Raw genomic sequence first — 13818 nt, forward strand, 5'->3', positions numbered from 1 at the left:
TGATTAAATAAAGTTGGGATATGGATAGTAAAGTGATAATTATATTGATGTATGTATTAACATTGCTTGGTATTTATCTAATCTTTCACCCGATGATTGTTTTGGAATTATTGGATTAACGGGGCAGTTTTGCTTAAAAATATTGTAAAAAAAAGTTAAATTTGTAATATAATATTAGTAATTAGTTTGGAGGTGTTATGATGATTTGGATTTATATTTTTACACCTATCATTATATTGGCTGGAATAGCCATTTATTTTGACAAAAAATCTGGAGCTACTTCACCAGATGAAAGAACAGCTGATAAGTTAGAGGAATATCCACCAGAAATTCCTTTCGGACCCAATAATTTTTAACCTTAAAATGATTCAAATACATCTTTTCAAAGACAATGTGAAGGATTGTACTTAAAGTAACGGGTGCTTTACTTGAATAAGAGCAACATAAGAATCCAAAACTAGGTGTGATAATTCATGAATGGCAAAAATGGTTTTGTTTACGTCTTCTTGCAAATACTTTTAAAAAATGTTAAACTTTAGAAGAATTATTTTTGTTCGGTGTAAAGGATAGTATAAGATTAACTTTTCGTCTTGATGATCACTGAGTGCAAGGATAGTAACACATTGTGTGTAAAGCACACAGCAGGAGGAAACAAAATGGAACAAGGTAAAGTAAAATGGTTTAACGCAGAAAAAGGTTTCGGATTTATCGAGCGTGAAGGCGGAGAAGACGTATTCGTTCATTTCTCAGCTATCCAAGGCGAAGGTTTCAAATCTTTAGACGAAGGTCAAGCAGTAACTTTTGACGTTGAGCAAGGCCAACGTGGAGCTCAAGCAGCTAACGTTCGTAAAGCTTAATAATAAGAACAAACTAAAGCAGGCTCTTTATAGAGTCTGTTTTTTTTATTTCTTCTTTTAAAAACAAGGAGCCCCACTCACGAATGAGTAGGGCACATGTAAACAAGTAAATCAAATGGTAAACAAAGTGTATCACATAATAACGAAATGTCCTAATTTGAATGGGAGGCTGAAAAGCTTGCTCGTTTTATTTACTACTTTTATCGAACCAATCAAATGCCATGTGAAAAAGGGAACCTAACAAAATCAGGATACCCCCAGACACAAGCAGAAAATACAATTTTCTTATTCATTTTACTTCTCGGATGAATATTAATACACATTACGATGATAATCTGTGACCAGAGGGATAAAATCATGTCCACTTGTAACAGGTTCTTTTGTTTTTATACATAAAACCAATTTATGTTAATGTCCCTATAATAATTAGGGGAAAATAAAAGGAAACATTACATACTAGAAGGAGATAAGGATGACAGAACTATCGAGAAACAAACAGAAAAAATTATCAAAAACTAATGTTTTAAAACGTGGTATTGCTATTTTTATCGGGGCTGTGTTGATGGCGACAGGATTAGAGATTTTCCTTGTCCCGAACAATGTTATAGACGGGGGGGTAACTGGTATATCCATTATGCTTTCCCATATTTCTGGATTACCTTTAGGATTATTTATTTTCATTCTCAACTTACCGTTTTTTTATTTAGGTTATAAGCAAATTGGAAAAACATTTGCGATATCATCAGTCTTCGGTATTATTGTTCTTTCTATTTTCACATCGCTCTTTTATCCCATCCCAGCTTTTACAGATGACATTCTTCTAGCTACAATTTTTGGAGGAATAATTTTGGGAGTTGGGGTAGGACTAGTTATTCGTTATGGCGGAGCCTTGGACGGAACTGAAATACTTGCGATATTAATTAATAAAAAAGTACCTTTTTCTGTTGGTGAAATCATAATGTTTTTTAACCTTTTTATTTTAGGTGCTGCAGGATTTGTTTTCACATGGGATAGAGCAATGTACTCCATACTTGCCTATATAATTGCGTTTAAAACAATAGATGTAGTTGTTCTAGGTTTGGAACAATCAAAATCCGCATGGATTTTTAGCAATAAGAATAAAGAAATAGGAGATGCTATACTTGCTAGGTTGGGGCGTGGTGTAACCTACATGAATGGTGAAGGTGCATATTCAGGAGATGACACAAAGGTGATTTTTTGCGTCATAACACGTCTAGAAGAAGCAGAACTTAAGAATATCGTTGACGAAATTGATACGACTGCCTTTTTGGCTATAGCTGATATAGCAGAAGTAAGAGGTGGAAGAAATAAAAAGAAAGACATACATTAATTAGGCTGAGAATTACTTTTCGATATATTTATTAGGTATTAGATATTATGTATTTAAAGATATACATCAGCAACATGTTTGTTAATAAATGTACTTAAACTCCCTCAGTTTAATACATTTTTCTCTCGAATACTAGCTATCGGGCTGCTTTACTTTAATAAACGATGATCGTCTAAATGGCGGTCATTTTTTTAAGATACCTATACAATGTTAAATTCTGTAATGAAACAAATAGTCGGAAGAGGAACGTATATACAATGGACAATAGCGTAATGGGGGTACCCGATCACAAACGATAGGGATATAATTGTAACGCCATGTGCCTGGTGATGGACGTCTCTTGTTTTTCTGGGGAATCAGGAGCCTACCAATAACCTCTAAACTCATACTCATCGTACATGGTAAAATCTTTCGTCTTTATCTCCAATTTCCTAGCCTCCTCATATTTTAAAAATACAATTTTTGACTATTTTATACAAGGATAAAACGTACATTAGTGCCACGTAAAAAAGAGTTTGCTTTCCCAACGGTTGTTAGGTGCTTAAAACCTATAGTTTCCATTAATTTTACATTCTGATTCTGCTAAAATAGCGGTAGAGGTGGTAACTATGTTAATATCTCCAATGCTACTGCATAAAAAGGATGAACCGTTTAATTCAAGAGATTTTATTACTGAACTAAAACTTGACGGCATTCGTTTAATATATTCAGTTGATGATATAGGTAAAGTTCGTTTATATTCACGGCACAATAACGAAATCACATCGAAATTCCCTGAACTTCACGACCTTCATATTCCACCAGGCACCGTTCTTGACGGCGAGTTAATCGTAAGTGATAAACAGGGGAAACCTGACTTTGAAGCTGTAATGAATCGTTTTATGAGTTCTAAAGATAAGTCACCGATTACATTCGTAGCTTTTGATGTGATCCAACACAAAGGTAACCGGATAACAAACCTACCATTACTAGAACGTAAAGAAGTACTTGCAGGCTTAGTGCCAGAGGATAATACGATGATAGCTAAGATGCAATTCATTGAGGGGCACGGTGAAGATTATTTTGACGCTATAAAAGCGCAAGCTCTCGAGGGTATCGTATTAAAACGTAAGTATTCACGTTATGAAGTTGGTAAACGTTCAAATTCGTGGCTGAAGGTAATTAACTATCTGTTCTCAGATGTCTTTGTCGTTGGCTATCGTAAGCAGCACAAGAAGTTCGGTTTACTGTTAGCATTCGACGATGGCCATTATGCTGGCGTGATGGAACTCGGTGTTCCTGAGTCTGCACGAAGGATCGTTGATGGAAAGCCGATAATTCGGGAAGAAAATGATTTTGCGTTTATTGAGCCTGTAAAGTGTCGTGTCAAATATCGTAATTTAACGAAGGCAGGATTATTACGTCTTCCAAGTTTTGTTGAGTGGATTTAACGTTCACTCTTTTTTATTACGTTAATATTGTTTATTAGCGGCTTTTCTACCTTATATATATCGTGTTATAATGAAACGGTCGAAAGTTCGGCAAATGACCGTATCAGTGCCCGTTTCAAAATGCGTTCATATAGCGGTTTGCGCCTTTAGCTCAGCTGGATAGAGCATACGCCTTCTAAGCGTACGGTCAGAGGTTCGAATCCTCTAAGGCGCGTAAAAACTAATAATGATCCAAACACCTGAGTACTAGTCTTACTCAGGTGTTTTTTTTGCAAACGAAATGATAATCTAAGACTTAAATATAAAACATTTAAGGTAAAAAAGTGATTTTTAAAAGTTGATTATTAAAGATCTGTTATTATCATCATGATTTTCATGTAGGTATGAGAATTTATAAGCGGAGAATTTCCGGCTAATGTATAAAGGAAGGCTTAAGATGCTGATATAAGCGTAGATATTCCGATTAACTGCTCTAAATAAGACAAAATCCAAAGATATGGATAATATAAACGGGAAAAATTCCTTTGTTTTTAAGGAGATATGGGTATTTCTCACTTTAACGGAATTTTTTCATTTAATAAATATGGTTGACACCAGTTTGCGTTGATGATATTATATAAAAGTTGCCAGCAAAACTATTAAACTATTAAATTAAAAAATAGAAAATAGTTGTTGACAACATTAAGGATAACTGATAAGATATAAAAGTTGTCTCGATGAAATTGTTCTTTGAAAACTAAACAAACAAAAACGTCAACAAACAAAAATATTCATTTCTTATGAAATGAAGCCAACGTAACAAAATGAGCTAATCAACTTTCATGGAGAGTTTGATCCTGGCTCAGGACGAACGCTGGCGGCGTGCCTAATACATGCAAGTCGAGCGAATCTTTCAGAACTTGTTCTGGAAGTTTAGCGGCGGACGGGTGAGTAACACGTGGGCAACCTGCCTGTAAGACTGGGATAACACCGGGAAACCGGTGCTAATACCGGATAATCCTTTTCCTCTCATGAGGAAAAGCTGAAAGTCGGTTTCGGCTGACACTTACAGATGGGCCCGCGGCGCATTAGCTAGTTGGTGAGGTAACGGCTCACCAAGGCGACGATGCGTAGCCGACCTGAGAGGGTGATCGGCCACACTGGGACTGAGACACGGCCCAGACTCCTACGGGAGGCAGCAGTAGGGAATCTTCCACAATGGACGAAAGTCTGATGGAGCAACGCCGCGTGAGCGATGAAGGCCTTCGGGTCGTAAAGCTCTGTTGTTAGGGAAGAACAAGTACCGGAGTAACTGCCGGTACCTTGACGGTACCTAACCAGAAAGCCACGGCTAACTACGTGCCAGCAGCCGCGGTAATACGTAGGTGGCAAGCGTTGTCCGGAATTATTGGGCGTAAAGCGCGCGCAGGCGGTCCTTTAAGTCTGATGTGAAAGCCCACGGCTCAACCGTGGAGGGTCATTGGAAACTGGGGGACTTGAGTGCAGAAGAGGAAAGCGGAATTCCACGTGTAGCGGTGAAATGCGTAGAGATGTGGAGGAACACCAGTGGCGAAGGCGGCTTTCTGGTCTGTAACTGACGCTGAGGCGCGAAAGCGTGGGGAGCAAACAGGATTAGATACCCTGGTAGTCCACGCCGTAAACGATGAGTGCTAAGTGTTAGGGGGTTTCCGCCCCTTAGTGCTGCAGCTAACGCATTAAGCACTCCGCCTGGGGAGTACGGCCGCAAGGCTGAAACTCAAAGGAATTGACGGGGGCCCGCACAAGCGGTGGAGCATGTGGTTTAATTCGAAGCAACGCGAAGAACCTTACCAGGTCTTGACATCCTCTGACACTCCTAGAGATAGGACTTTCCCCTTCGGGGGACAGAGTGACAGGTGGTGCATGGTTGTCGTCAGCTCGTGTCGTGAGATGTTGGGTTAAGTCCCGCAACGAGCGCAACCCTTGTTCTTAGTTGCCAGCATTCAGTTGGGCACTCTAAGGAGACTGCCGGTGACAAACCGGAGGAAGGTGGGGATGACGTCAAATCATCATGCCCCTTATGACCTGGGCTACACACGTGCTACAATGGATGGTACAAAGGGCAGCAAAGCCGCGAGGCCTAGCCAATCCCATAAAACCATTCTCAGTTCGGATTGTAGGCTGCAACTCGCCTACATGAAGCCGGAATCGCTAGTAATCGCGGATCAGCATGCCGCGGTGAATACGTTCCCGGGCCTTGTACACACCGCCCGTCACACCACGAGAGTTTGTAACACCCGAAGTCGGTGGGGTAACCGTAAGGAGCCAGCCGCCTAAGGTGGGACAGATGATTGGGGTGAAGTCGTAACAAGGTAGCCGTATCGGAAGGTGCGGCTGGATCACCTCCTTTCTAAGGATATAAGCTGGACATATGAGCCAGACAAAAAAATGTTTGTTTGATGGTTTTCTGTTTGTTTAGTTTTGAGGGAGCAATTCTCTCAAAGCTTTTTTAAATCGTTCTTTGAAAACTAGATAATCGTATAGAAGAAACCAAGTAAAAACCGAGTAAAATCGCCATTTTAGTTTTTTCTCTCTATTAAATAGAGTAAAACCTTTTAGGTTAAGTTAGAAAGGGCGCACGGTGAATGCCTTGGCACTAGGAGCCGATGAAGGACGGGACTAACACCGATATGCTTCGGGGAGCTGTAAGTAAGCTTTGATCCGGAGATTTCCGAATGGGGGAACCCACTGTTCGTAATGGAACAGTATCTTTACCTGAATACATAGGGTATTGATGGCAGACCCGGGGAACTGAAACATCTAAGTACCCGGAGGAAGAGAAAGCAAACGCGATTCCCTAAGTAGCGGCGAGCGAAACGGGATTAGCCCAAACCAAGAGGCTTGCCTCTTGGGGTTGTAGGACACTCAACATGGAGTTACAAAGGAACGGGGTAGATGAAGCGGTCTGGAAAGACCCGTCATAGAAGGTAAAAACCCTGTAGTTGAAACTTCGTTCCCTCCTGAGTGGATCCTGAGTACGGCCGGACACGTGAAATCCGGTCGGAAGCAGGGAGGACCATCTCCCAAGGCTAAATACTCCCTAGTGACCGATAGTGAACCAGTACCGTGAGGGAAAGGTGAAAAGCACCCCGGAAGGGGAGTGAAATAGTTCCTGAAACCGTGTGCCTACAAGTAGTTAGAGCCCGTTAATGGGTGATAGCGTGCCTTTTGTAGAATGAACCGGCGAGTTACGATTACATGCAAGGTTAAGTTGAAGAGACGGAGCCGCAGCGAAAGCGAGTCTGAATAGGGCGTATTAGTATGTGGTCGTAGACCCGAAACCAGGTGATCTACCCATGTCCAGGGTGAAGTCCAGGTAACACTGGATGGAGGCCCGAACCCACGCACGTTGAAAAGTGCGGGGATGAGGTGTGGGTAGCGGAGAAATTCCAATCGAACTTGGAGATAGCTGGTTCTCTCCGAAATAGCTTTAGGGCTAGCCTCACGTAGTTAGAGTCTTGGAGGTAGAGCACTGTTTGGACTAGGGGCCCTCATCGGGTTACCGAATTCAGACAAACTCCGAATGCCAAAGACTTATCCGTGGGAGTCAGACTGCGAGTGATAAGATCCGTAGTCAAAAGGGAAACAGCCCAGACCACCAGCTAAGGTCCCAAAGTATACGTTAAGTGGAAAAGGATGTGGAGTTGCTTAGACAACCAGGATGTTGGCTTAGAAGCAGCCACCATTTAAAGAGTGCGTAATAGCTCACTGGTCGAGTGACTCTGCGCCGAAAATGTACCGGGGCTAAACGTATCACCGAAGCTGTGGATTGACATCTTTGATGTCAGTGGTAGGAGAGCGTTCTAAGGGCGTTGAAGCTAGACCGTAAGGACTGGTGGAGCGCTTAGAAGTGAGAATGCCGGTATGAGTAGCGAAAGATGAGTGAGAATCTCATCCACCGAATGCCTAAGGTTTCCTGAGGAAGGCTCGTCCGCTCAGGGTTAGTCGGGACCTAAGCCGAGGCCGAAAGGCGTAGGCGATGGACAACAGGTTGATATTCCTGTACCACCAAAGAATCGTTTGAGTGATGGGGGGACGCAGGAGGATAGGGTAAGCGCGCTGTTGGATATGCGCGTCTAAGCAGTTAGGCTGAGAAGCAGGAAAATCCGCTTCTCGTGAAGGCTGAGCTGTGACAGCGAGGGAAATTTAGTACCGAAGTTCCTGATTCCACACTGCCAAGAAAAGCCTCTAGCGAGATTCAAGGTGCCCGTACCGCAAACCGACACAGGTAGGCGAGGAGAGAATCCTAAGGTGAGCGAGAGAACTCTCGTTAAGGAACTCGGCAAAATGACCCCGTAACTTCGGGAGAAGGGGTGCTCTTTGGGGTTCATAGCCTCGAAGAGCCGCAGTGAATAGGCCCAGGCGACTGTTTAGCAAAAACACAGGTCTCTGCGAAGCCGCAAGGCGAAGTATAGGGGCTGACGCCTGCCCGGTGCTGGAAGGTTAAGAGGAGGGGTTAGCTCACGCGAAGCTCTGAATCGAAGCCCCAGTAAACGGCGGCCGTAACTATAACGGTCCTAAGGTAGCGAAATTCCTTGTCGGGTAAGTTCCGACCCGCACGAAAGGCGTAACGATCTGGGCACTGTCTCAACGAGAGACTCGGTGAAATTATAGTACCTGTGAAGATGCAGGTTACCCGCGACAGGACGGAAAGACCCCGTGGAGCTTTACTGTAGCCTGATATTGAATTTTGGTACAGCTTGTACAGGATAGGTAGGAGCCTGAGAAGCCGGAGCGCCAGCTTCGGTGGAGGCGTCGGTGGGATACTACCCTGGCTGTATTGAAATTCTAACCCGCACCCCTGATCGGGGTGGGAGACAGTGTCAGGTGGGCAGTTTGACTGGGGCGGTCGCCTCCTAAAGAGTAACGGAGGCGCCCAAAGGTTCCCTCAGAATGGTTGGAAATCATTCGTAGAGTGTAAAGGCACAAGGGAGCTTGACTGCGAGACCTACAAGTCGAGCAGGGACGAAAGTCGGGCTTAGTGATCCGGTGGTTCCGCATGGAAGGGCCATCGCTCAACGGATAAAAGCTACCCCGGGGATAACAGGCTTATCTCCCCCAAGAGTCCACATCGACGGGGAGGTTTGGCACCTCGATGTCGGCTCATCGCATCCTGGGGCTGTAGTCGGTCCCAAGGGTTGGGCTGTTCGCCCATTAAAGCGGTACGCGAGCTGGGTTCAGAACGTCGTGAGACAGTTCGGTCCCTATCCGTCGTGGGCGCAGGAAATTTGAGAGGAGCTGTCCTTAGTACGAGAGGACCGGGATGGACGCACCGCTGGTGTACCAGTTGTCTTGCCAAAGGCATCGCTGGGTAGCTATGTGCGGACGGGATAAGTGCTGAAAGCATCTAAGCATGAAGCCCCCCTCAAGATGAGATTTCCCATAGCGTCAAGCTAGTAAGATCCCTGAAAGATGATCAGGTTGATAGGTCAGAGGTGGAAGCGTGGCGACATGTGGAGCTGACTGATACTAATCGATCGAGGACTTAACCATAGTTATAAGCGAACTCGTTTTTACAACATTTCTTCTACATTATCTAGTTTTGAGAGAATGATCTCTCAATTAAATAAGTCTGGTAGTTAAGGCGAGAAGGTCACACCCGTTCCCATACCGAACACGGAAGTTAAGCTTCTCAGCGCCGATGGTAGTTGGGACTTTGTCCCTGTGAGAGTAGGACGTTGCCAGGCACAAAAAAGACAATCTTTATTGATTGTCTTTTTTGTGTATCTGCTTCTTTTTCAGGAGGGAAGCTTATGAGGATTTCTGAGTGAAGCTGCATGCTTTTCTTTGAAGAGTTTAGAATTCCGGACCCATCAGGGAGTATATGTAATATTCCTAATATTCTCTATCTTTTTGGCGGTTAAAAAGGAGATGGCAGGGTCTAGATTAAGGGTATATAAAAGACGACATACTAAAAAACTAATTTTATTCGCTCGAGTACCGATTTGAACTTATGATTTACACTTGGTGGCTGGGGTGTTTGTTGCAAAAACAGGTAGATACTTCCTCTTACATAGAATGATTTTTTGTTATTTTGTACAAATAAATAATGATTTCAAAAATATATCTGTGATAAAGTGAGGGAAGTGTAAAGAAGAAGGAGGACTGAACGTGTTAGACAATAGTTTTATAATGGTAGCGATCATCTTAATCATTAATATCATTTATGTTACTTTTTTTACGATAAGGATGATATTGACCTTAAAGGGGCAGAGGTATTTAGCAGCTTCGCTAAGTATGATAGAGGTTGTTATCTATGTGCTTGGTCTGGGCCTCGTCCTGAATAACCTAAATGAAATCCAGAATCTGATTGCATATGCAGTAGGATATGGAATTGGAGTCATAGTTGGGATGAAGATTGAAGAGAAGCTCGCTCTAGGGTATATTACAGTCAATGTAATTACCGCAGAGTACGATAAGGATTTACCTAAGCTTTTAAGGGAGAAAGGTTATGGGGTGACCGACTGGGCTGCACATGGTCTGGAAGGAAACCGAATGGCCATGCAAATCCTTACACCCCGAAAATTCGAATTAAAACTATATGATATGATTAAAAGTTTAGATCCCAAAGCCTTTATTATCTCATATGAACCTAAATCAATTCACGGTGGCTTTTGGGTGAAATCAGTGAAAAGAGGGAAGTTGTTTTCATGAGCAAGAAAAAACTGTTATTCGAGCTGCAGGAAAATGAAAATATTGAGGAATGTCTGAATAGGATAAAATTGCAGGGATATGCTCCCGTCAAGCGGACAGAGAAGCCGATATTTCAAGAAGTAAAAAAAGCAGGCGAAACTATTTATGAACCGATTGGCCGCAAAATTGTCTTTGAAGCTAAGTTAATCGAGTAAAACACGAACATTATAGTGTTATTTAAAAATAATGTTCGACATATTTATTGACAGCTAAGGTGATGGTTGGTAAGATAAAGCTATCGGATCAAACAACAATTTTTACCCTCGTATATCCATGGGAATATGGCCCATAAGTCTCTACCCAATAACCGTAAATTATTGGACTATGAGGGAAAGTCAATATGTTCGGCAAAAGGGCTGGTCCCTTACTTTATTTTACTATGCTTCGACATGCCCGGGCAAATGGCTTTCTCTTCACTGAGAAGCTATTTGTTACGGGCATTTTATTTGCCTAAAAAAGGGGGATCTAGGATGACCACACTTGTTGGTGTCATCATGGGGAGTAAATCGGATTGGGAAACCATGAAATATACATGTGAAATTTTAGACCAGTTAGAGGTCGCTTATGAAAAAAAGGTAGTATCTGCGCATCGTACGCCAGATTTAATGTTCACCTATGCAGAAGAAGCTAGAAACAAAGGGCTAAAGGTAATCATCGCTGGAGCAGGCGGAGCAGCTCATCTTCCAGGGATGGTCGCAGCCAAAACAACCTTGCCAGTCATTGGTGTTCCTGTTCAAACCCAGGCGTTAAAAGGGATCGATTCCCTGCTGTCTATTGTTCAAATGCCGGGAGGTGTTCCGGTCGCTACCGTGGCGATTGGTAAGGCGGGTGCAGTCAATGCGGGATTATTAGCTGCACAAATTATCGGAACGGAAGATCAGGTGGTTGCCGCCAGATTAGAGGCAAGAAGAGAAGCCACTAAACAAGAGGTACTAGAAAGTAGTGATCAACTTGGATAAGCAGACCATTTTACCAGGAGCAACGATTGGGATTATTGGCGGCGGCCAGCTTGGAAGAATGATGGCTCTGGCAGCGAGGGCACAAGGTTTTCGAATTGCTGTTTTAGAACCTTCGTCAGATTCGCCATGTGGACAAGTCGCAGATATAGAAGTGATCGGGGCCTACGACGATAGAGAAGCCATCAGCCGCTTGGCTGAGGTGAGTGATGTCATTACCTATGAATTTGAAAATATAGATGCTGATACGTTAAGCTGGCTTTGTGACCAGGCCTTTGTACCACAGGGGCCAAAACTGCTCACGATTACGCAGGATCGGATTAATGAGAAAGCAGCCATCCAGCAAGCGGGTGTGGAAGTGGCACCCTACGCGGTCATTAGCACACGGCAGGACTTACTTTTAAAAATAGATGAGATTGGTTACCCGGCTGTATTAAAGACTGCTAGAGGCGGATATGATGGAAAAGGCCAGTTGGTAATTAGAGAAGAACAGGATCTAAAAAAGGCGGAGCCTCTCCTGACACATGGAGCTTGTGTGCTTGAGAAATGGATTCCCTTTGAAAAAGAAATCTCAGTGATTGTGACACGCAGGCTCGACGGAGAAACAGCCATTTTTCCAGTGGCAGAGAACATTCATAAAGAAAATATTTTGCATAAAACAATTGTGCCGGCACGAATTTCTGAGGCTACTGAGCTGGATGCGATTCAAAAAGCAAAGATGATCGCAGATTCGCTGGAGTTAGTGGGGACGCTCGCTGTCGAGATGTTCGTGAACAACGATGGAACGATCGTGATTAATGAATTGGCACCACGGCCGCATAATTCCGGACACTATACAATTGAGGCATGCGAGACGTCACAGTTCGAGCAGCATGTCAGGGCTATTTGCGGTTGGCCATTAGGAAGTACAGAGTTGTTAAAACCCGCCGTTATGGTCAACCTATTAGGAGAACATCTCGAAAACCTATATGATGAGATACCAGAGTTGAATGGTTGGAAAGTTCATTTATACGGTAAAAAGGAACCTAAGTTCAAACGTAAAATGGGCCATGTGACGATTCTGCGAGAAAAAGTAGAGATGGCTTTGAAAGAAATCGATGAAAGCAGCATCTGGGAAACTGCTAAAGAAAAGATCGGGGGATAAATGAATGATTGATCGTTATACAAGACCAGAAATGGGAGCTATTTGGACGGAGGAAAACCGTTTTAATGCCTGGCTAGAAGTGGAAATTCTTGCTTGTGAAGCATGGGCAGAGCTAGGCGAAATTCCAAAAGAAGATGTAAAAAAATTACGTGCGAATGCCTCTTTCAATATCGACAGAATTAAAGAAATTGAAGAAGAAACAAGACATGATGTAGTGGCTTTTACCCGAGCGGTTTCGGAAACATTGGGTGAAGAACGGAAATGGGTCCATTATGGATTAACATCAACAGACGTGGTGGATACGGCGTTATCTTATCTTTTAAAACAAGCTAACTCGATTCTTTTAAAAGACATCGAAAACTTCATTGAGATTTTAAAAAATAAAGCAATTGAACATAAGTTTACAGTCATGATGGGCCGGACACATGGGGTTCACGCTGAACCAACCACTTTTGGATTAAAGATGGCTCTATGGTATGAAGAAATGAAGCGCAACCTTGAGCGCTTTAAACAGGCAGCTGCAGGAGTGGAGTTTGGTAAAATTTCCGGTGCGGTCGGGACCTATGCAAACATTAATCCATTTGTAGAGCAATATGTTTGTGAAAAATTAGGAACAAGCCCAGCGCCAATCTCAACACAAACCTTACAGCGTGACCGTCATGCGCACTATATGTCTACATTGGCGTTGATTGCGACTTCGATTGAAAAATTTGCGGTTGAAGTTCGCGGCCTGCAAAAGAGTGAGACTCGTGAAGTAGAGGAGTTCTTTGCAAAGGGTCAAAAGGGTTCTTCGGCAATGCCGCATAAACGGAATCCAATTGGCTCCGAGAACATGACAGGATTGGCACGTGTGATTCGCGGCTATATGATGACTGCTTATGAAAATGTGCCGTTATGGCACGAGCGCGATATTTCACATTCATCTGCAGAACGTATTATTTTACCGGATGCGACGATTGCCTTGAACTATATGCTAAACCGCTTTGGTAACATTGTGAAAAATTTAACGGTGTTCCCAGAGAATATGAAACGCAATATGGATCGTACTTTAGGATTAATATACTCGCAGCGTGTCCTATTAGCTTTGATTGATAAGGGCTTATCACGTGAAGAGGCTTATGATACGGTACAGCCTAAAGCGATGGAAGCATGGGAGAAGCAAGTTCCATTCCGCGGGCTAATTGAGGCGGAAGATAAGATTACTTCATTGCTTTCAGCAGAAGAGATTGCGGATTGTTTTGATTACAACTATCATCTCCAGCATGTTGATACCATTTTTGATCGATTAGGGTTAAATGGATAAATAAATCATGATGAAGGGCGAGGTCTGCCCTTCTCATGTCAGAAAAGTTCCCAATATTACGAATAG

9 protein-coding genes, 1 tRNA gene, 3 rRNA genes and 1 riboswitch are annotated in these 13818 nt (G+C 43.0%); all 13 genes read left to right on the top strand.

The window, feature by feature from the left end; all coding sequences use genetic code 11:
- Positions 1-197 precede the first annotated feature (197 nt).
- The 13 genes from L1999_RS02120 to purB all read left to right on the top strand — a co-directional run bounded on the left by L1999_RS02120 (position 198) and on the right by purB (position 13752).
- Complete coding sequence (locus L1999_RS02120; protein ID WP_235742022.1) at positions 198-356, top strand: hypothetical protein; 159 nt, start codon at positions 198-200, stop codon at positions 354-356.
- A 300-nt stretch (positions 357-656) separates the two neighbouring features.
- Positions 657-857: a cold-shock protein gene (locus tag L1999_RS02125; RefSeq protein ID WP_027322891.1), complete on the top strand. Its 201-nt coding sequence runs from the start codon at positions 657-659 to the stop codon at positions 855-857.
- A 472-nt stretch (positions 858-1329) separates the two neighbouring features.
- Positions 1330-2208, top strand: a complete 879-nt coding sequence (locus L1999_RS02130; protein WP_235742023.1) for a YitT family protein — start codon at positions 1330-1332, stop codon at positions 2206-2208.
- 608 nt (positions 2209-2816) lie between these two features.
- Positions 2817-3638 (top strand): ATP-dependent DNA ligase, encoded by an 822-nt coding sequence (locus L1999_RS02135; RefSeq protein WP_235742024.1) that lies wholly within the window; start codon positions 2817-2819, stop codon positions 3636-3638.
- Between the two features lie 140 nt (positions 3639-3778).
- Positions 3779-3852, top strand: a tRNA-Arg gene (locus tag L1999_RS02140).
- A 604-nt stretch (positions 3853-4456) separates the two neighbouring features.
- Positions 4457-6006 (top strand): 16S ribosomal RNA (locus tag L1999_RS02145).
- A 208-nt stretch (positions 6007-6214) separates the two neighbouring features.
- Positions 6215-9149 (top strand): 23S ribosomal RNA (locus L1999_RS02150).
- A 78-nt stretch (positions 9150-9227) separates the two neighbouring features.
- Positions 9228-9343: ribosomal RNA gene (gene rrf / locus L1999_RS02155) — 5S ribosomal RNA — on the top strand.
- Together the 16S, 23S and 5S rRNA genes form the textbook arrangement of a ribosomal RNA operon.
- A 424-nt stretch (positions 9344-9767) precedes the next feature.
- The gene (locus tag L1999_RS02160) at positions 9768-10310 is read left to right on the top strand and encodes a DUF2179 domain-containing protein (RefSeq protein WP_235742025.1); all 543 of its coding nucleotides are present in this window, start codon (positions 9768-9770) and stop codon (positions 10308-10310) included.
- A complete protein-coding gene (locus tag L1999_RS02165) occupies positions 10307-10504 on the top strand; it encodes an NETI motif-containing protein (protein ID WP_235742026.1) in 198 nt (65 codons plus the stop codon). The genes L1999_RS02160 and L1999_RS02165 overlap by 4 nt, the downstream gene beginning before the upstream one ends.
- Before the next feature lie 88 nt (positions 10505-10592).
- A riboswitch (purine riboswitch) is annotated at positions 10593-10694 on the top strand.
- Between the two features lie 125 nt (positions 10695-10819).
- Complete coding sequence (purE, locus tag L1999_RS02170; protein WP_235742027.1) at positions 10820-11308, top strand: 5-(carboxyamino)imidazole ribonucleotide mutase; 489 nt, start codon at positions 10820-10822, stop codon at positions 11306-11308.
- Positions 11301-12449: a 5-(carboxyamino)imidazole ribonucleotide synthase gene (gene purK / locus L1999_RS02175; RefSeq protein ID WP_235744214.1), complete on the top strand. Its 1149-nt coding sequence runs from the start codon at positions 11301-11303 to the stop codon at positions 12447-12449. The genes purE and purK overlap by 8 nt, the downstream gene beginning before the upstream one ends.
- 4 nt (positions 12450-12453) lie before the next feature.
- Positions 12454-13752, top strand: coding sequence for an adenylosuccinate lyase (purB, locus tag L1999_RS02180; RefSeq protein WP_235742028.1), 1299 nt, complete (start codon positions 12454-12456; stop codon positions 13750-13752).
- Positions 13753-13818 lie beyond the last annotated feature (66 nt).

This window comes from Neobacillus drentensis (genome assembly GCF_021560175.1).
In the GTDB taxonomy this organism is placed as follows: domain Bacteria; phylum Bacillota; class Bacilli; order Bacillales; family Cytobacillaceae; genus Neobacillus; species Neobacillus drentensis_A.